This window comes from Slackia heliotrinireducens DSM 20476, assembly GCF_000023885.1.
GTDB lineage: Bacteria > Actinomycetota > Coriobacteriia > Coriobacteriales > Eggerthellaceae > Slackia > Slackia heliotrinireducens.
This window is the reverse complement of the sequence record NC_013165.1, coordinates 1514104-1531485: the sequence shown is the minus strand read 5'-3', so window position 1 is coordinate 1531485 and position 17382 is coordinate 1514104. Positions and strand designations below refer to the sequence as shown.

Genomic DNA, 17382 nt, shown 5'->3' with positions numbered 1-17382 from the left:
GGACTCCTAAAGGACGTTGAAGATGACCAGTGCCGCGATATTGGCAATGCCCAGCACGCCGGAGATGATCCAGGCCCACTTGAGCATCGACTGCCACTTCACACGGGCGAAGTTGTTGTCGATGAAGATCTCGAGGAAGAACGCCAGGAAGGCGACCACGACAGCCAGTACCAACGACAGCGGGTTATGGCACACGAAGAACATGCCGACCCAGCCCAGGAACAGGACGCTCTCGCACCAGTGCATGACCTCGATCTTCGCCAGGGTCTTGCCGCTCATCTCGGTGGTGATGCCTTTGACCAGCTCCTGATGCGCATGGTGCGAATAGGACAGGTCGAACGGCGACTTGCGCAGCTTGATGGTCAGAATGAACATCAAGCCGATGAAGATGGGCCACAGGGCCACGATGGGCGGAGCATCGTAGAGGAACACGCCGGAGGCGTCGAAGGTGCCCAGCGTCAGGAACAGACCAACGGCCAAGAACATGAGCATGGGCTCATAGGACATGACCTGCAGAGCCTCGCGGTCGGCGCCGACTTCGGCGTAGGGCGAACGCGTGGAGTAGGCTGCCAGGATGAACATAAGGCCGGACAGGGTGACCAGGAACACGCACAGCAGGAAGTTTCCGCCGCCGTAGAAGATGCCGCCTGCCAGCACAGCGAAGATGAGTGCTGCGGTGACGTAGGTTCCCTCGACGGAGTTCACATGGACGTCGTCCTTGGCAATCAGCTTCTGCACGTCATAATAAGGCTGCAGCAGCGGAGGACCGACACGACCCTGCATCTTCGCTGTGAGCTTACGGTCGATGCCGGCAAGCAGGCAGCCGATAACAGGAGCCAGGATTGCGAACGCCAAGGTGCCGATGAGAATGCGCAGCAGCGTATTGCCAGTCGTTCCGACGGTTGCATACAGGACCAGCGACACCACGGTGGTCGGGCTGGTCATCGCGAAGTGGAACGAGGCGCAGATGCCGATGGCGATGGCGACGATGGGAAGCACGACGGAAGGATAGTCGAGCTTGGCCTCGCCGAAGATGTCGGCAAGGTACCAATTGCGGCCCGTTGCCGTGCGGACATTGCCAAGCGAACCCTTGAACGTGCGAGCCTCGTTGTCGACGGAGATGCCTGCCAGGTAGATGCTCGTCTGCTTGACGGGCTTCTTGCCCAGCGTGCCGAAAAGGACGACCACCAAAAGGGCGACGATCAGGCCCATCAGCAGCATGTTGTCCATGCCGATGGTGTTTCCGAAGGTGCCGTAGGTGTTGACCAGGAACGGCTCGACAAGGTAGGTGGAAAGCAGCGGCATGCAGACGCAGCAGAGGGCGACCAAGGCGGCCATGAGGCCTTGAGCAGCCCATTCGCTCTTATGAACGTCGAGCTCGATGTTCTCAGCATGCGCTGCGATGCCGGAGAGCTTACCCAGCCACTTGGCCCAGAAGAGGAAAGTTGCAGCAGAACCGAATGCCAGAAGCGCAATGAGCACGACCTGCCCGGTAGATGCGAAGGACTGCAGCGTCGCCCACTTGGAAATGAGCATGCCGAAGGGGGCCACGAACATGCCCATGATGCCGAGCATCATGAGGCGGGCCAGCCGCGGCATGCGGTTGAACAGCTCGTCCATGTCCTCGATGTCGCGAGAGCCGATGTGGTGCTCGGCGGTGCCGACGCAGAGGAACAGCAGCGACTTGGCCACAGCGTGGAAGATGACCAGGAAGACGCCCGCCCACACGGCCTCAGGCGTACCGACGCCGGCGCAAGCCGTGATCAGGCCGAGGTTGGCGATGGTCGAGTAAGCCAGGACGCGTTTGGCGTTGGTCTGTGAGATGGCCATAAGCGATGCCATCAGGAATGTGAAGCCGCCGACGAAGATGGTCATATAAGATGCAGTGGGGCACACGACGAACAGCGGAGCCAGACGCAGCAGCAGGAACGTGCCGGCCTTGACCATCGTGGAGGAGTGCAGAAGCGCACTGGTAGGCGTAGGTGCCACCATGGCTCCGAGCAGCCACGAATGGAAGGGCATCTGCGCGGCCTTCGTCATACCGGCCAGCGCCAGGCAGGCGACCGGGAAAGCGACGATGGCGTTGCCGGCGGAGCCGTAGGCGATGAACTCGCTGAAAAGCATAGGCAGGCCGTTCAAGCTGAGGAACGCGATGCCCACCTGGAAGGCGATGCCGCCGATCATGTTCAGCTTGATCTGCAGGAACGCGTTGTTGAGGGCCTCTTCAGTCTTGGCGAAGCCGATCAACAGGAACGAGCACAGCGTGGTGATTTCCCAGGCGGTGTAGATCCAGCCGAAGTCGTCGCTGATCACGATGTTGTACATGGCGGACAGGAAGGCGAACATGATGGCGAAGAACCACGGACGGCGATCCTTCTGGTCCTCATGATGGGCCTGCCAATCCTTCATGTAGCCCAGGGCGTATACGATGATGCCCGAACCCACGATGCCGATGATCAGCACCATGATGACCGTGAAGGAATCGATGTACATCTGGCTTGTGAAATGCTCGCCGCCACGCATGGTGAACTCCAGCCAGGTCGTAAGCACGATCTGGATGGCGATCAGCGCGAACGTGATCGTGCGGCGGTACTTCAACGCGTAGCACACGATGAACGCCGATACCGTCAGGTCTAAGATCAGATTGATCCGGCTGAGCCACGGCGTGTACTCGGGCGGCAGCATGAACACAGTGGGCTGTGAGCCCATGAACATGGCCGCAAACACGATGGACAGAATGGCGATTGCCGCCGCGAATGCGATGGTAAAAGCACATCGCGGGCTGAATCCGTCCGTGCTGCCAGCATCACCAGGGCGGCAATGCACGGCAGGAGCATAAGCGTTACGGTTAACAGCATGTTTGCTCTCTTTCGGTCCCCTTCTAAACAAAATGGCGATAATAATCGCCTGCTGCACTGTACCAAACAGACGTATACCCCATGGTGTATATGCGATTGGACGAGATACTACATCGGTCAACGGCAATTAGGTAACAATTGGTACCTAATCAGTAACATTATTCAACCGCTCGCGGCAGATATGCCACGGTCGACGCCGAACTTGCCTCAGCCAGGCTCAGCGGGGAACCCTTGCCGTGACGATCGTCTCTTCGAATTCCACGCACTCGACCGAGTCGACGCATGGAACCTTCGTGTCCTGCTTGTAGGCAGCGTCGGGCGTCAGCTTCTGCACGACAGTGCGCTGCACATCGATAAACCCCGCGTCGGACAGCCAACCCAAGAACTCGTCCTTCGAGGGGGCCGATTGCACGGCATTTCCCATCTTTCGTGCGGCACCAAGAACGGCAACATCCCGCTCCCCCGTCGCAAGCACCGTTTCTAACAACAAGGTTGCGCCAGGCCTGGCAGCCAACGCCATTTGACGCACGGCTTCGGGCATATTCTTGCAGAGGTTCAAGCTGCTGTTGGCATAGACCAAATCGAACGTGTGCTCTTCTCCCGGGCTCAGGCCGAGCATTTCGAAAAAGCCCTGTCGGATTTCGGTCGGCGCGAGCGGCTTGTCGGATTCCGCCCCCGCTTCGCGGATGCGATCCACAGCTTCGCGCACGAAGGCGTCGTTCGGCTCGACTCCCAGTACGAAACCGTCAGAACCGATGCGCGACGCGAACTTCTGCACGCCTTTGCCGCGTCGGCATCCGATGTCGATGACTCGCATTCCTTCTACATTTTGAGGAAGCGTCATCTTGCACATGCTGGCGAACCCAAACTCCTGAGGCATGGATGCATAGTATTGTCGCAGTTCATCTATGGTATATTCCATAATTGCACCTCTTGCCGTACAGCACCTTCATCCGAGAACATCCTACACGCTTCCCCCTGTATTCGGAATAACGTTTGCGCAAAAAACCGCCCCCGGAACGCCGGGGGCGGCAGGTTTCCAACCTCTGTCAGAATGCAGGACTTGAGGATACCCTCAGTCTGCGCAAGCAGGAACTACACGCAGGTGTAGCCGCCGTCAACGGCGAGCATCTGGCCGGTGACGTAGGAGGCCTCTTCGGCACCCAGGAACAGGGCGGCTGCGCAGAGCTCGCCGGCCTGGCCGTAGCGCTGCATGGGAACGGTGGACTTGGCGAAGTTCTGGAAGTACTCGGTGTCCAGGGTCTCGGTGGTCAGCTCGGTGTAGAAGTAGCCGGGGCAGATGGCGTTCACGGTGATGCCGGTGGGAGCGAACTCAGCGGCGGCAGCACGGGTGAAGTTCACGACAGCGCCCTTGGATGCGTGATAAGCGCATGTGGGCAGTGCAGTGTTGCCAACCAGACCATAGATGGAAGCGATGTTGATGATGCGGCCATAGGTCTGCTTGCCAGCCTCGATGTTCTTCTGCATGTAGCCACCGACCATCTTGCACATGCTGAAGATGGAGGTCAGGTCCAGGTTCATAGTGAAGTCCCAGTCGCTGCGCTGGAAGTCGACGATCTTGGTGCCAGTGCCCTTCTCGCCGCCGGCGGAGTTTACGAGAACCTCAATGTGGCCGAACTTGGCGTCGGCAGCATCGATGGCAGCCTGGATGGAAGCCTCGTCGGTAACGTCGCATGCGCAAGGAAGAACCTCGATGCCGTACTTCTCGGACCACTCAGCAGCGCTGGCCTCGAGGCGCTCGACGCGGCGAGCGAGGAGAACCAGGTTTGCGCCCTGCTGTGCATAGCCTTCGGCCATCTGCTTGCCCAGACCCGAAGAAGCGCCAGTGACGGCAACGACCTTACCGGAGAAATCGAAGTATGCCATTGGAACCACATCCTTTCTTGTTGGTTTTAAGACACCTAAAGCATAGTCACTTCGAGCTTTTTGGGGTCCAGTTAATCGTGAACGGTCGAAATACAGCGGCCAAATTAAATTCGCTGATATGGATTTAATTATCTTGATTACAAATTGCCGATTATGAACTCATTTGAATATCAATTTTGCAATCGTTTCTGGATTTCGCTAAGGTTCAAAACGTCTTGGAGACACGGCTCCTAAAAGATGACGGCGGTTTGGGGTTTAAGTTGGCAAATCGCATAACCCAAGTTCGTAATACATATACTCAATATGCATGACGAAGATTTCGGCCGATTCGGCTCGATTTCATGGGTTTGCACGATATGCGCCACGCCTCGAAAACCGTAGGATGCACCCATCGCAAGTGCAAGACCGCAAACAAATCGACATCCATTGGGGGTACGAACATGAAAATCGGCGGATTGGGTCTTCCCGAACTTCTCATCATCCTGGCTGTGGCGCTTCTGATCTTCGGACCGAAGCAGCTCCCGAAGCTGGGCGCAGCGCTCGGCAAGACGGTGCGCAACCTTCGACAGGGTATGGACTCTGAGATGAAGGAAGCCGAAGAAGAGGCCGCGAAGGAAGAGGAAGAACAGAAAACCGCAAAGCCTCGCAAGAAGAAGGCCGCCAAGAAGATCGAGGCTCCTCAGGCCGAAGAAGCTGCCGAAGAGACTGCCGAAGCCACCGAAAAGGTCGAAGCGTAAACCAACATATATATGTACGACGAGGGAGACGGACCGGTGCCGTCTCCCTTTTTTCATGATCGGTTTCTTTTTCAAGGTGTCGGCACTGCCCTATCTTCCAACGGATTTCCCCACAAGCGCTGCATCTAATATTGGTATCATGTACGGCGTTATACACGAGGAGAAGGAACCCATGCCGCAGACCGAGACCCATACCGACCAGCTTTCGTGGCGCAATGCTGTCGGGTTCGCGTGCCTGCTTGCGTTCATGTACGACGTCTTCTACATGGGCAGCAACGTCATCCTTCCTGTGGGCACTATCGGAATCGAACGTGCAGATATGCTTGCCATGCTTTTGGGGGCATGCCTGGCGCTTATCGTCTTCGTCGAGAACCGAAAGCTTCGTTCCGTTTCGACCGATGTGACGGCGAATGCGGTTGCGGGCATCGTCATGGCGGTCGCCTACGCGGCCACCGTCCTCTTTTCCAACAATACGCCGTTGCTTCTTGCCACCGATGCCGTGATTGGCGTTGGGCTGGCCGTTGGATTGACCGGCTGGGCGTCCAGGTTGGCTTCGGCATCGCCCCGCCTTGCGGCAGACGAGGTGTTTCTGGCCACAGGCGTGGCTGCAGCCCTATGCTTTGGGACGCTGTGCCTGCCCGAAGGCGTCGCCCGCTTTGTCCCCATCGCATTGCCGCTGGTCAGCTTCGTGTTGATGGTTCCCGCTCGCAGTGCTGCAGTACCCACCGACATGCAGGAGCGTGAGGATTTCAGCGCCACGATGAGCACCCGCATCGGAGCGGGCATATTTTTCTACGGCGTGTCCGCAGGCCTGATGGAAACCTTCCGCGCGAACCCTGACGGACCTGCGGCTCCCCTGTTCGCTGCGACGGCTGTGATTCTGCTTCTGTTCTGCTGGGCCGTGCTCCAGAGCATCTGGTCGGACAAACCCGCCGAACGCGACGCCTTCGGCGGCATGTACCGCATCGCGCTGCTCGTCATCATGACGGGTTTCCTGTTCCAACCGGTCATGACCCAAAGCGGCGTGCCGGGCGACACCCTGGTGCTCGCCGGCTTCCTCGGGCTCTGCTCCTGCTTCGTCGCGCTGTTTCTAGCAACCGCCACCGTATCGGGGCTCGACGCCCCGGTGCTTATCGCCCGCTGCTTCATGGCGGTGTTCGGCGGCGAGCTGGCGGGCATCGTCATCGGCAACATGTTCAACACGCAAAACGGCACCGCCATCACGCCCTATGTGGCCATGGCGACGGCGGGGCTGTTCGCCCTGATCGCATACCTCTTCCTGTTCACGGACCGCAGCTTCGGCGAGATGGCCGTAGTCGTGGACGACCTGGATTATGCCGACGAGGCCCGCAGGCGCATCATCGAGCGCTCGGGGCTTTCCGCTCGCGAATCCGAAGTATTCGTCCTGGCGCTGCGCGGACATACCAACGAGCGCATCGCCCAGGAGCTTTATCTGGCCAAAAGCACGGTGGACACACACCTGCGCCGCATCTACGGAAAATGCGGCGTGCACAGCCGTCAGGAGCTCATCGACCTTGCCGAATCCGAAGAGCAGTCCTTGCGGACGACCACCTCTCGTTAGTTCCGTTTCAGCCCGAGTGCCTACTTCCCCATCGTCTGCACGAACGACCAGACGGATGCCACCAGGTCGCCTTTGCCCGAGGCGTCGAAGTATTTGATGGGAAGCTGCAGCTTGCGAGCCGTTTTCGAATAACGTCCGCCGTAACGCCGCAGCGGTTTCATGTCGGCGTCCGTCAGTCCGATGGGTTCCATGGTCAGTTTGCCGCCCACCACGCTGATGGTTTTCACGTTGTGCTCGTTTGCCCACGCACGCAGGCGCGCCTTCGCGAAGAAGTTCACGCACTCCACGGGCTCTTCCCCATGGTTTTCTGCAAGGGCCCGTTCAATGTCGTCCACTGCCGAAATGGAATCGGCACTGGCGGCACGGCGGTACACCAGCACGCGTTCGTCGGTGTCAGGCACGTAGTCTTCGGGAATGAACGTGCTGGCAGGCAGGTTAACGGTGATGTCCGAAAGAGCCGGCGGCAGCGCGTCCTTCACGTCGGACCCTTCGCGTGCAGACGCGACTGCAGTGGCCAGCATCTGAGCGAACAGGTCGAAGCCCACGGCGCTCATGTTGCCGTGCTGCTCGGCGCCCAGAAGGCTTCCGGCGCCGCGTATCTCCAGGTCGCGCAGGGCAACTTGCATGCCGCTTCCCAGGTCGCGGTGTTCGTTGATGGCTTCCAGACGCGCCTGCGCCTCGTCGGTCAGCGGAATGGTGCTCGGGAACATAAAGTAGGCGTAGGCCTGCACGGAGCTGCGGCCGACACGCCCTTTGAGCTGGTACATCTGCGCCAGGCCCAGCCTCTGCGAATCCTCGATGATCAGCGTGTTCGTATGCGGGTTGTCGATGCCGCTTTCGATGATGGTGGTCGCCACCAGCACGTCGATGTCGCCCGCCGCGAAATCCTCCATAACCCGTTCGAGCTCGTCTTTGCTCATCTTGCCGTGGGCAACGCCGACGCGCGCTTCGGCAGCGGCCGCCCCGACGCGTTCGACGGCGTCATCGATGGTCCGCACACGATTCGATACGTAATACACCTGGCCACCGCGCTGCAGCTCGCGGCGGATGGCGTCGGACACCACGTCCACGTCCCATTCGCCCACGTGCACCTCGACGGGGCGTCGCTCGTCCGGCGGCGTCATGATCAGGCTCATGTCGCGAACGCCAGAAAGGCTCATCTGCATGGTGCGCGGGATGGGCGTAGCCGACATGGTGAGCACGTCGATCTGCTCGCGAAGGTTCTTCAGCTGCTCCTTGTGCCCCACACCGAAACGCTGCTCCTCGTCGATGATCACCAGCCCCAGATCGTGGGGGTTCACGTCCCGCGACAAAAGCCGGTGTGTGCCGACAAGCACGTTGACCTCGCCTTTTTCGAAATCTTCAAGCGTTGCCTTCTGCTGCTGGTTGGTACGGAAGCGCGACAGCACGTCGACGCGCACGCCGAAGGGGTCGAAGCGGTCCTTGAACGTGGTGTAGTGCTGCTGTGCCAGAATGGTGGTCGGGCACAGCACCATGACCTGCTTATGGTCCTGAACCGCCTTGAACGCCGCGCGTAGGGCCACCTCGGTTTTGCCGAATCCCACGTCGCCGCAGATCAGGCGGTCCATCGGCTTCGACGACTGCATGTCGGCCTTGATCTCGGCGATGGCCGCCAGCTGGATGGCGTCTCCTGGTACGGGAAGGATTCCTCCATCTCCTTCTGCCAGGGCGTGTCAGGCGAATAGCGGAATCCTTGCACGCTGGCGCGGCGGGCGTATACGTCCACCAAGTCGAAGGCAAGTTTCTTGGTGGCCTTGCGCGCCTTGGTGAGCGCACGTGACCAGTCGGATGTGTTGAGCCTGGTCAAACGCGGGTCGTTTCCTTCCGGACCCACATAGCGCGTCACGCGGTCAAGCTGTTCCACCGGAACGAAGAGCTTGTCGCCTTCGGCGTATTCCAGCTGAAGGTAATCGCGGGTCACGCCGCCCAAGTCCTGCTTGACGAGCCCCCTGAAGTAGGCGATGCCGTGGGCGGCATGCACCACATAGTCGCCTGGCTTGTACGGGAACGTAATCTCGGTTATGTCGATGTGGCGTCTTCGGCTTACGCTTGAAGCGCGTCCCTGCAGGTCATGTACGGAAACGATGGCCAGCTTCGCCTTGGGGATCACCATGCCCAAAGGCACGTCCACATCCACTATGTTGACCACGCCCCGTTTGAGCTTCTCGGGCGTCTGGCCTGTGACGTCCAGCACCTCCACAATCGGGATGCCGGCATCCACCAGCAAAAGCTTCATGTCCTGTCGCGCCCTGAAATCGGGCACGCTGAACACCGTGGTGTAATCCTGGTTGACGAAGCCGCGCAGGCGTCCCACCAGGCGTTCCGCATCGCCTGCCACATCGGTGCGCTTGACGGGCAGCTCAGCGTCCATCATGCCGCCCACCCGCATGATGGACGCCAGGGTGAGCCGTTCGTTTCGGCCGAAATCCAGGTCAGAGCCCGAAACGTAGAGGCCGTCAACGGAAATGTGGCTGCCTTGCGAGCGCTGCGAGGCGTCTTCGAAGGCGTGGTTCGCGTCGTCGATCAGGCTGCGGGGCTCGTCGAGCACCGTTAAGGCGCCTTTGCGCACGTATGCCCCCAGCGTTTGCGTCTTGTCGTACAGGAGGGGCAGCAATGCGTCTGCGCCTTCGAAATCGTTGCCGGTCGACGCTTTGTCGTACAGGTCGCGCCACACCGGGTCGGTTTCGGCGCGCTTGCCCAGCGGCTTCATGGCGCGGTTCAAAGTTGTTTTCGAAAGGGCGTACTCACGGACGGGGAAGATCTCGAACTTGTCCAACGAGGAGATGCTCTGCCCGGTCGACGGAACCACACGGCGGATCTCGTCGATCTCGTCTCCGAAGTAGTCAAGCCGCACAGGATAGACCCCCGTGCCCGGGAACACATCGATGATGCCGCCGCGGATGCAGAAGGTGCCGGGCCCGTCCAACTCTCCCGTGTTCTCATATCCCCTGGCCACTAAGGCATTCTGCATGTCTTCGAACGAGAGCACCTCGCCCGTGGCCGCATCGACCGCCTCGGCCTGGGCGCGACACACGACCGGGGCGAACGTGCGCGCGTCTGCGGGCGGAAGCATCCTCACCAGGGCAGATGCGCTCGCCACCACAACAACGGGACGACCGTCCTGCAGCGACCAGGCCGCCTTCGCACGCATGCCGATGTCGCGCAGGTCGGCCTTCTTCGGCGCGAAGGGAAAGTCCTTGCGGGCCGGGAACAGGGCTACGCGCTCCTCGCCCAGGTAGGCAGACAGGGTTCGCGCGTACGCTTCGGCACCTTCGGAGCCCGGCACGACGACGAACATCGTGCGAGGGTTCGCCGCATACACCGCAGCCGTTATGAAAGGCCTGGCAGATGCCGCAACGCCCAGGGCTGCGTCCTGTCCGGCACCCAGTTTCGCCCAAACTTCCTCCAACGCGTCACTTTTGACGAGCACGCGGGACAACGCATCGATCAACATGCGAAACACCTTCCGAACATGAACAAGCGCCGCATATCCGAACGAATACGCGGTGCTGCATAACACATATATAAGGGCCTGGCCCGAAGTCCATTGTACGCGCCGGCCGGGCCGCGCCGCAGTACAACACGATTGACCGTAATTTTCCCATCAACATTCGTAATTTTGCCATTCGCATACATCAGAAAGACACTATCAGGTATGATGAACTCGTTGGTTACTTCAATCAGGAAGCCTGGTTTCGTATGATTTATACGGTCACGTTCAATCCGGCGCTCGATTGCGTCGTGCGCGTTTCCAACGTCAAGCACGGCATCGTCAACCGTTGCGTTCAGCAGGACATCTACTACGGCGGAAAGGGCGTGAACGTTTCGGTTGTCCTGAACAACATCGGCATCCCGAACAAAGCCCTCGGTTTCGCCGCCGGCCCTACTGGACAGGCGCTGCTCACGGGCATCGAATCCATGGGCGTCGACCACGATTTCGTCATGCTTCCCGAAGGTCAGACCCGCATCAATGTGAAGATGGTCGAAATCGCCGATGCCGATGACGTGTATGCCGCTGGTGAGGAAACCGCTATCAACGCATCGGGGCCCAACATCGACGCTGCCTCTCTTTCTGCCTTGAATGAAACGCTGGAACAGACTCGTGAAGGCGACATCGTCGTTTTGTCAGGCGCAGCCCACAAGTCCGTCCCCGTTGATGCATACGCGAGCATCGTCGCCGCTCAGGCTGCCAAGGGTGTTCGCACCGTGGTTGACGTGACCGGCCCCGTGCTCGACTGCGCGCTTTCTGCCGGCCCCTTCCTGGTCAAGCCCAACGACGAGGAGATCGCCGAAATCCTGGATGTGGAAGACCCCACCTTCGACCAGATTGTCGAAGGAGCCCGCATGCTTCAGGAAAAAGGTGCTGTCAACGTCATCGTTTCCTTAGGATCGAAGGGCTCGGTGCTGTTGGACGAGTTCGGCAACCTTCACCAGGCGCCCCTCATCAAAGGCAAGCTCGTGAACTCCGTCGGCGCAGGCGACTCCATGGTCGCAGGTTTCGTCGGCGGCTACCAGCAGGCCGTCGAGGCGGGGCTTTCCGGCTACGAGCGCTACGAGCACGCTTTCAAGCTGGCCCAGGCCTGCGGATCGGCAACGGCGTTTTCCGCCGGACTTGCCGAAAAGGACCTGGTAGACGAACTGCTTGCACGTCTTTAGGAACTAACGGCCCCAAGGCCGTGGGTAATATCAGTTGCATCTCATTCGGAGAAAGGAACTAGGATGAGAATTGTCGACCTGCTGAAAGAAGGTAGCATTAAAATCGGCGCGACCGCGGCCGATAAGCCTGATGCTATCGAGCAGTTGATCGCCCTGCATGAAAAGGCAGGAAACCTCAACGACGTGGAGGAATACCGCAAGGCAATCCTCGCACGCGAGGCCGGCGGTACCACCGCCATCGGCGAGGGCATGGCAATCCCCCACGCCAAGACCGATGCTGTGGCGCAGCCTGCGCTTGCCGCGATGACCGTGCCCGACGGCGTCGACTACGAGGCGCCCGACGGAAAGCCGTCGAACCTCCTGTTCATGATCGCCGCCCCCTCCGATGGCGACGTTCACTTGGAGGTCCTCTCACGCCTGATGACCATGCTCATGGATATGGACTTCCGCAGCAAGCTTCTGGGCGCCTCCACGCCTGCCGAGTTCCTGCAGATCATCGATGCCAAGGAAATCGAGAAGTTCGGCGAGCCCGAGCCTGCAGCTGAAGCCACCGCTCCTGCTGCTGCAGCCGTTGCAACTGCTGAGCCCGAAGGCTACCGCGTCCTGGCGGTTACCGCCTGCCCCACCGGCATCGCGCATACCTACATGGCGGCCGAAGCCTTGGCACAGGAGGCCGAAAAGATGGGTGTGCCCATCAAAGTCGAGACCAACGGCTCCGGCGGTGCGAAGAACATCCTGACGGCCGATGAGATCGCCGCTGCCGAAGGCATCATCGTGGCTGCCGACAAGAACGTCGAAATGGCCCGCTTCGACGGCAAACCAGTCGTGATCACCAAGGTTGCCGACGGCATCAACAAGCCTAAGGAGCTCATCAACCGCGCCCTTGACGGGTCGGCTCCTCTGTACCACCATACCGGTGCCGTTGATTCCGCAGCCGATTCCGCCGAAGGCGAAAGCATCGGCCGCCAGATCTACAAACACCTGATGGAGGGCGTCTCCCACATGCTGCCCTTCGTCGTCGCAGGCGGTATCTTCATCGCCCTGGCGTTTTTGATCGACACCCTGCTGGGCGCTCCTCAGGACGGCAACTTCGGCAGCAACACGCCGGTCGCAGCCTGGTTCAAGGGCATCGGCGGCGTCAGCTTCGGTTTCATGCTGCCCATCCTCGCAGGCTACATCGGCCGCTCCATCGCCGACCGCCCCGGCCTTCTGGTCGGCTTCGTCGGCGGCTCCATGGCAGCTGCGGGCTGCACCTTCGCAGACCCCGCCGGCCAGGCCGTTTCCGCAGGCTTCTTGGGCGCCCTGCTCGCCGGCTTCGCGGGCGGCTACTTCATGCTCTGGTTCGAGAAGGTGTGTGAGAACATCCCGCAGGCGCTTGACGGCATGAAGCCCATGCTCATCTATCCTCTGGTCGGCCTCGCCTTCATCGGCATCTTCATGTGCGCCGTCAACCCCATCATGATCGCCATCAACGCCGGCATCAGCTCATTCCTGACCAGCCTCGGCAGCGCCAAGATTCTGCTCGGCATCCTGCTGGGCGGCATGATGGCCATCGACATGGGCGGCCCCATCAACAAGGCGGCTTACCTGTTCGGCCTGGCAGCCATCGAATCCGGCAACTACGACATGATGGCAGCCGTCATGATCGGCGGCATGGTTCCGCCGCTGGCTATCGCTCTGGCCTGCACCTTCTTCAAGGATCGCTGGACCGAGACCGAGCTTAAGAGCGCTCCTGTCAACTACATCATGGGCCTTTCCTTCATCACCGAAGGCGCCATCCCCTACGCCGCAGCCGACCCGCTGCGCGTCATCCCCGCATGCGTCGTAGGCTCCGCCGTCGCAGGCGCCATCTCCATGGCCTTCGGCTGCACGCTCATGGCTCCCCATGGCGGCATCTTCGTATTCGCCGTCGTCGGCAACTGGCCCATGTACCTGGTGGCCCTGGCCATCGGCGCCGTGGTCGGCGCCCTCATGCTGCGCGTCCTGAAGAAGAAGGTCGCATAACCGTACGCAATGCGTAAGCTGCTATAGGTAAACCGTTCACAGAGTGAAAGGACACTGACATGGTTTCTAAAACGGTAACGCTGATCAACCCCCAGGGATTCCACATGCGTCCCGCAGGCATCTTCGCCGGCAACCTGGCCAAGTTCGAAAGCTCCGTCAAGTTGGTCAAGAACGGCGTTGAGACCGACGCCAAGAGCCTGATGGGCATCATGGCCGCCTGCATCAAGTGCGGCGACACCATCGACATCGTCGCCGACGGCCCCGACGAGGCCGAGGCCCTGGCCTGCGCCGCCGAGGCGATCGAATCCGGCCTGGGCGACCTGTAAGCCACCGATCAGCCTGGAGCGCGCGTCCCTCGATGCGCGCTCCTTTTTGTAACGGGATGTGTCAGTAGGGACGTTTCCTTTTGACACATTTTTGTGTCAGTTGGAAACGTCCCTACTGACACATCCCCGCATCGCCACACATGAAAGGAGATGACGCCATGGAGACACTGACCGGCGTCGGCGCGTCCGCCGGCATCGGCATCGGCCGCGTCATGATCGTCGAGGAACCCACCCTCGAATACGTCTCGCACACGGTGACCGACACCGAGGCTGAAAAGGCCCGCTTCCAGGCAGCCGTCGACGCCTATATCGAAAAGACCCAGGCAGAAGCCGAGGCCATGAAGGAAACCGTCGGCGAGAAAGAAGCCGAGATCCTGACCGGACACATCCTCATGATCTCCGACCCCGGCATGACCGGCCAGATGACCGCAGCCATCGACGGCGGCACCTGCGCCGAGGACGCCCTGTCCCAGGTCTGCGACATGTTCGCCAGCATCTTCGAAGGCAGCGGCGACGAGCTGCTCATGCAGCGCGCCACCGACGTACGCGACATCAAGACGGGCATCCTTGCCAAGCTGCTGAACAAGCGCGAAGTCGACCTGTCGAAGCTTCCGGCCGACACCGTGGTGGTCACCCACGACCTGACGCCCTCTATGACCGCCGGCGTCAAACCGGGCGGCATCGCCGGCGTCATCACCGAGGTCGGCGGCATGACCAGCCACTCCGCCATTCTGGCCCGCGCCATGGAGATTCCCGCCATCCTGAGTATCCCTGGCGTCTGCAGCAAGCTTGCCGACGGCACCCAGGTCATCGTGAACGGCACGCTGGGCAGCGTCATCGCCGAACCCGACGAGGCCACACTGACCCAGGCCGAAGAGGCCCGCCATGCCTTTATCGTTCAGCAGGGCGAGCTCAAGAAGTTCATCGGCTGCGCAACGGTGACCGCCGACGGCGTGCACAAGGAGCTTTTCGCCAACATCGGCAAGCCGGACGACGCCAACCAGGCCAACGACAAAGACGCCGAGGGCATCGGTCTGTTCCGTACGGAATTCCTGTTCATGGACTCCCCTACGGTTCCCACCGAAGACCAGCAGTTCGACGCGTACAAGAAGACCGCCCTCATCATGAAGGGCAAGCCGGTCATCATCCGCACGCTCGACATCGGCGGCGACAAGGACGTGCCGTGCCTGGGGATGGAGAAGGAAGACAACCCGTTCATGGGCTTCCGCGCCATCCGCTACTGCCTGGCACGCGAGGATGTCTACCGCACCCAGCTGCGGGCGCTTTTGCGCGCAAGCGCTTTCGGCGACATCCGCATCATGGTTCCCCTGGTCACCTGCGTCGACGAAATCCGTCAGGTGAAAGCCCTGGTCAAGCGTTATATGGAAGAGTTCGACCGCGAAGGCGTGGAGTACAACCCCGACATCCAAGTGGGTGTGATGATGGAAACCCCCGCAGCCGCCCTGGTGGCAGACCTTCTGGCCGCCGAGGCCGACTTCTTCAGCATCGGCACCAACGACCTGACCGGCTACACCATGGCGGCCGACCGCGGCAATGACCGCGTGCGGTACCTGTACAACACCTATAACCCTGCCGTGCTGCGCAGCATCCGCAACATCATCGAATGCGGCAACGCCGCAGGCATCATGGTCGGCATGTGCGGCGAGGCAGCGGCCGATCCTCTGCTCATCCCGCTGTGGATCGCTTTCGGCCTGGGCGAATTCTCCGTGTCCGCCACGAGCGTCCTTGCAACCCGCAAGGAGATCTTCGGCTGGACTGTGGAAGACGCCAAAGAGCTGGCAGACCGCGTCATGGCCATGTCCACCGCCTCCGAGGTCTACGAGGCGCTGCAAGCGGCCCACGACGCCCGCATCTAGCACCGTTTGGGACAAAGGGGACAGTCCCCTTTGTCCCGTTATTTTGCGATGCGTCCCTGTTGACACAAAAATGTGTCAGAATGAAACGTCCCTATTGACACACTCCGAACCGAACCACCTAGGGGGAACGATGGCACGAGAGAATCTGACGAACATGCGGGCCAGAGCGGCAGCCATCGAAGAGCGCCTGTTCGCCATCTACGGCGAAGGCGAGTGCTCGCTTGACCACGCAGACCCCTTCTCGTTGACCGTTGCCGTCATCTTAAGCGCCCAATGCACCGACGCTGCCGTCAACAAGGTGACGCCTGCGCTGTTCGCGAAGTACCCCACCCCGGCCGACCTGGCCGCCGCAAAACTCCAGGATGTGGAAGACATAATCCATCCTTTGGGGTTCTTTCATTCTAAGGCGAAAAACCTCATCGCCTGCGCCCAGAAGGTCGTCGCCGACTACGGCGGAGAAATCCCCGAATCCATGGAGGGCCTGCAGAGCCTTCCCGGCGTTGGCCGAAAGACAGCCAACGTGGTCATGTGCCAAGCGTTCCGCAACGCTCAAGGCATCGCCGTGGACACCCACGTGTTCCGCATCGCCCACCGTTTGGGCTTCGCCACGCGAAACGACGACACGCCCGACAAGGTTGAAGCCAAGCTGCTCAAGGTTTACCCGCAGACAGACTGGCTTTACATCAACCACCAATGGGTGCACTTCGGACGGGAGTTCTGCAGCGCCCGAAATCCCAAATGCCTGACATGCCCCATCCACGACCTGTGCCCAAGGCGCGGCGTGTAGGCCTCAATCCGTATTCAGTATCAAATCACGATTTATTCGACTGCTTCAAGCTGTTTGAGCACGGCGTCTATAATCTCGTTCACTGGCGCCAGGGGTCCACGTCCCATATCGCCCGATGCAAGTCGACCTTCAGTAGGTCCCACAAGCATCACGCCGCGACGCTCAAGCGTCTTCAGATTCTCCTGCGTCGCCGTGTTGGCATACATGTTGGCGTGCATGGACGGGCACACCACAGCCGGACAGGTTGCCGCCAAATACGTCGATGTGACCATGTCGTCCGCAATGCCGTGCGCGAACTTTGCAATCAGGTTCGCCGTTGCAGGAGCCGCCACGAACACATCAGCCTGCTGAGCGAACACGATATGCTTGATGGACGCATCGTCGCTGAAGTCGAAGGTATCGGTGTACACTTTGTTGCCGGTCAGGGCCTCGAATGTCGCAGGAGCCACCAGCTCGGCGGCATGCTTGGTCATGATCACTCTGACTTCGCAACCCGCCTGACGCAGCTTGGACACCGCGTCGCAAGCCTTGTATGCGGCAATGCCGCCCGATACGGCGAAAAGGATGTTTCTGGACATATGGACTCCTAACCTGCGGATGCATTGCTCCCACAATACACCAAACCGCCCGCGCTCTGCACGCGGGCG

General features: G+C 60.4%; 13 protein-coding genes. 7 read left to right on the top strand and 6 right to left on the bottom strand.

Annotated elements, in window-relative coordinates:
• Positions 1-6 precede the first annotated feature (6 nt).
• The 3 genes from SHEL_RS06545 to SHEL_RS06535 form a co-directional block, all read right to left on the bottom strand.
• Positions 7-2826, bottom strand: coding sequence for a proton-conducting transporter transmembrane domain-containing protein (locus SHEL_RS06545; protein ID WP_012798460.1), 2820 nt, complete (start codon positions 2824-2826; stop codon positions 7-9).
• 249 nt (positions 2827-3075) lie between these two features.
• A complete protein-coding gene (locus SHEL_RS14325) occupies positions 3076-3780 on the bottom strand; it encodes a class I SAM-dependent methyltransferase (RefSeq protein ID WP_012798459.1) in 705 nt (234 codons plus the stop codon).
• Between the two features lie 173 nt (positions 3781-3953).
• Positions 3954-4745, bottom strand: a complete 792-nt coding sequence (locus SHEL_RS06535) for an SDR family NAD(P)-dependent oxidoreductase (RefSeq protein WP_012798458.1) — start codon at positions 4743-4745, stop codon at positions 3954-3956.
• Between the two features lie 440 nt (positions 4746-5185).
• Between SHEL_RS06535 and tatA the strand changes: the two genes are divergently transcribed.
• Entirely contained in the window at positions 5186-5482 is a 297-nt protein-coding gene (tatA, locus tag SHEL_RS06530; RefSeq protein ID WP_012798457.1) for a twin-arginine translocase TatA/TatE family subunit, read from the top strand.
• Between the two features lie 172 nt (positions 5483-5654).
• Positions 5655-7064, top strand: coding sequence for a helix-turn-helix transcriptional regulator (locus SHEL_RS06525; RefSeq protein ID WP_012798456.1), 1410 nt, complete (start codon positions 5655-5657; stop codon positions 7062-7064).
• A 20-nt stretch (positions 7065-7084) separates the two neighbouring features.
• On the opposite strand, the gene SHEL_RS15620 is transcribed toward SHEL_RS06525, so the two are convergent.
• Together SHEL_RS15620 and SHEL_RS15615 are read right to left on the bottom strand one after the other, a co-directional pair.
• On the bottom strand, positions 7085-8671 hold the full coding sequence (locus SHEL_RS15620) for a DEAD/DEAH box helicase (RefSeq protein WP_232001639.1): 1587 nt from the start codon (positions 8669-8671) through the stop codon (positions 7085-7087).
• A complete protein-coding gene (locus SHEL_RS15615) occupies positions 8641-10539 on the bottom strand; it encodes a CarD family transcriptional regulator (RefSeq protein WP_232001638.1) in 1899 nt (632 codons plus the stop codon). Before SHEL_RS15615 ends, SHEL_RS15620 begins: the two co-directional genes overlap by 31 nt.
• Before the next feature lie 245 nt (positions 10540-10784).
• Between SHEL_RS15615 and SHEL_RS06515 the strand changes: the two genes are divergently transcribed.
• The 5 genes from SHEL_RS06515 to nth all read left to right on the top strand — a co-directional run bounded on the left by SHEL_RS06515 (position 10785) and on the right by nth (position 16735).
• A complete protein-coding gene (locus SHEL_RS06515; RefSeq protein ID WP_012798455.1) occupies positions 10785-11741 on the top strand; it encodes a 1-phosphofructokinase family hexose kinase in 957 nt (318 codons plus the stop codon).
• Positions 11742-11804: 63 nt separating this feature from the next.
• Positions 11805-13745, top strand: coding sequence for a PTS fructose transporter subunit IIABC (locus tag SHEL_RS06510; RefSeq protein WP_012798454.1), 1941 nt, complete (start codon positions 11805-11807; stop codon positions 13743-13745).
• Between the two features lie 59 nt (positions 13746-13804).
• Positions 13805-14071: an HPr family phosphocarrier protein gene (locus tag SHEL_RS06505; protein WP_012798453.1), complete on the top strand. Its 267-nt coding sequence runs from the start codon at positions 13805-13807 to the stop codon at positions 14069-14071.
• Positions 14072-14229: 158 nt separating this feature from the next.
• Positions 14230-15948 (top strand): phosphoenolpyruvate--protein phosphotransferase, encoded by a 1719-nt coding sequence (gene ptsP / locus SHEL_RS06500; RefSeq protein WP_012798452.1) that lies wholly within the window; start codon positions 14230-14232, stop codon positions 15946-15948.
• 130 nt (positions 15949-16078) lie between these two features.
• Complete coding sequence (gene nth, locus SHEL_RS06495; protein ID WP_041422509.1) at positions 16079-16735, top strand: endonuclease III; 657 nt, start codon at positions 16079-16081, stop codon at positions 16733-16735.
• A 32-nt stretch (positions 16736-16767) separates the two neighbouring features.
• On the opposite strand, the gene SHEL_RS06490 is transcribed toward nth, so the two are convergent.
• Positions 16768-17313 carry a flavoprotein gene (locus SHEL_RS06490; RefSeq protein ID WP_012798450.1) on the bottom strand — a complete coding sequence of 182 codons (546 nt, stop codon included), beginning with the start codon at positions 17311-17313 and terminating at the stop codon, positions 16768-16770.
• Between the last annotated feature and the right edge of the window lie 69 nt (positions 17314-17382).

What these genes read in the sequence shown, in the direction of transcription:
- SHEL_RS06535 (WP_012798458.1), bottom strand. Translation starts at nt 4,745, where the DNA reads ATGGCATACTTCGATTTCTCCGGTAAGGTCGTTGCCGTCACTGGCGCT.
- SHEL_RS06515 (WP_012798455.1), top strand. Translation starts at nt 10,785, where the DNA reads ATGATTTATACGGTCACGTTCAATCCGGCGCTCGATTGCGTCGTGCGC.
- ptsP (WP_012798452.1), top strand. Translation starts at nt 14,230, where the DNA reads ATGGAGACACTGACCGGCGTCGGCGCGTCCGCCGGCATCGGCATCGGC.
- SHEL_RS15620 (WP_232001639.1), bottom strand. Translation starts at nt 8,671, where the DNA reads ATGCAGTCGTCGAAGCCGATGGACCGCCTGATCTGCGGCGACGTGGGA.
- SHEL_RS06525 (WP_012798456.1), top strand. Translation starts at nt 5,655, where the DNA reads ATGCCGCAGACCGAGACCCATACCGACCAGCTTTCGTGGCGCAATGCT.
- SHEL_RS15615 (WP_232001638.1), bottom strand. Translation starts at nt 10,539, where the DNA reads ATGTTGATCGATGCGTTGTCCCGCGTGCTCGTCAAAAGTGACGCGTTG.
- SHEL_RS14325 (WP_012798459.1), bottom strand. Translation starts at nt 3,780, where the DNA reads ATGGAATATACCATAGATGAACTGCGACAATACTATGCATCCATGCCT.
- SHEL_RS06490 (WP_012798450.1), bottom strand. Translation starts at nt 17,313, where the DNA reads ATGTCCAGAAACATCCTTTTCGCCGTATCGGGCGGCATTGCCGCATAC.
- nth (WP_041422509.1), top strand. Translation starts at nt 16,079, where the DNA reads ATGGCACGAGAGAATCTGACGAACATGCGGGCCAGAGCGGCAGCCATC.
- SHEL_RS06510 (WP_012798454.1), top strand. Translation starts at nt 11,805, where the DNA reads ATGAGAATTGTCGACCTGCTGAAAGAAGGTAGCATTAAAATCGGCGCG.
- SHEL_RS06505 (WP_012798453.1), top strand. Translation starts at nt 13,805, where the DNA reads ATGGTTTCTAAAACGGTAACGCTGATCAACCCCCAGGGATTCCACATG.
- tatA (WP_012798457.1), top strand. Translation starts at nt 5,186, where the DNA reads ATGAAAATCGGCGGATTGGGTCTTCCCGAACTTCTCATCATCCTGGCT.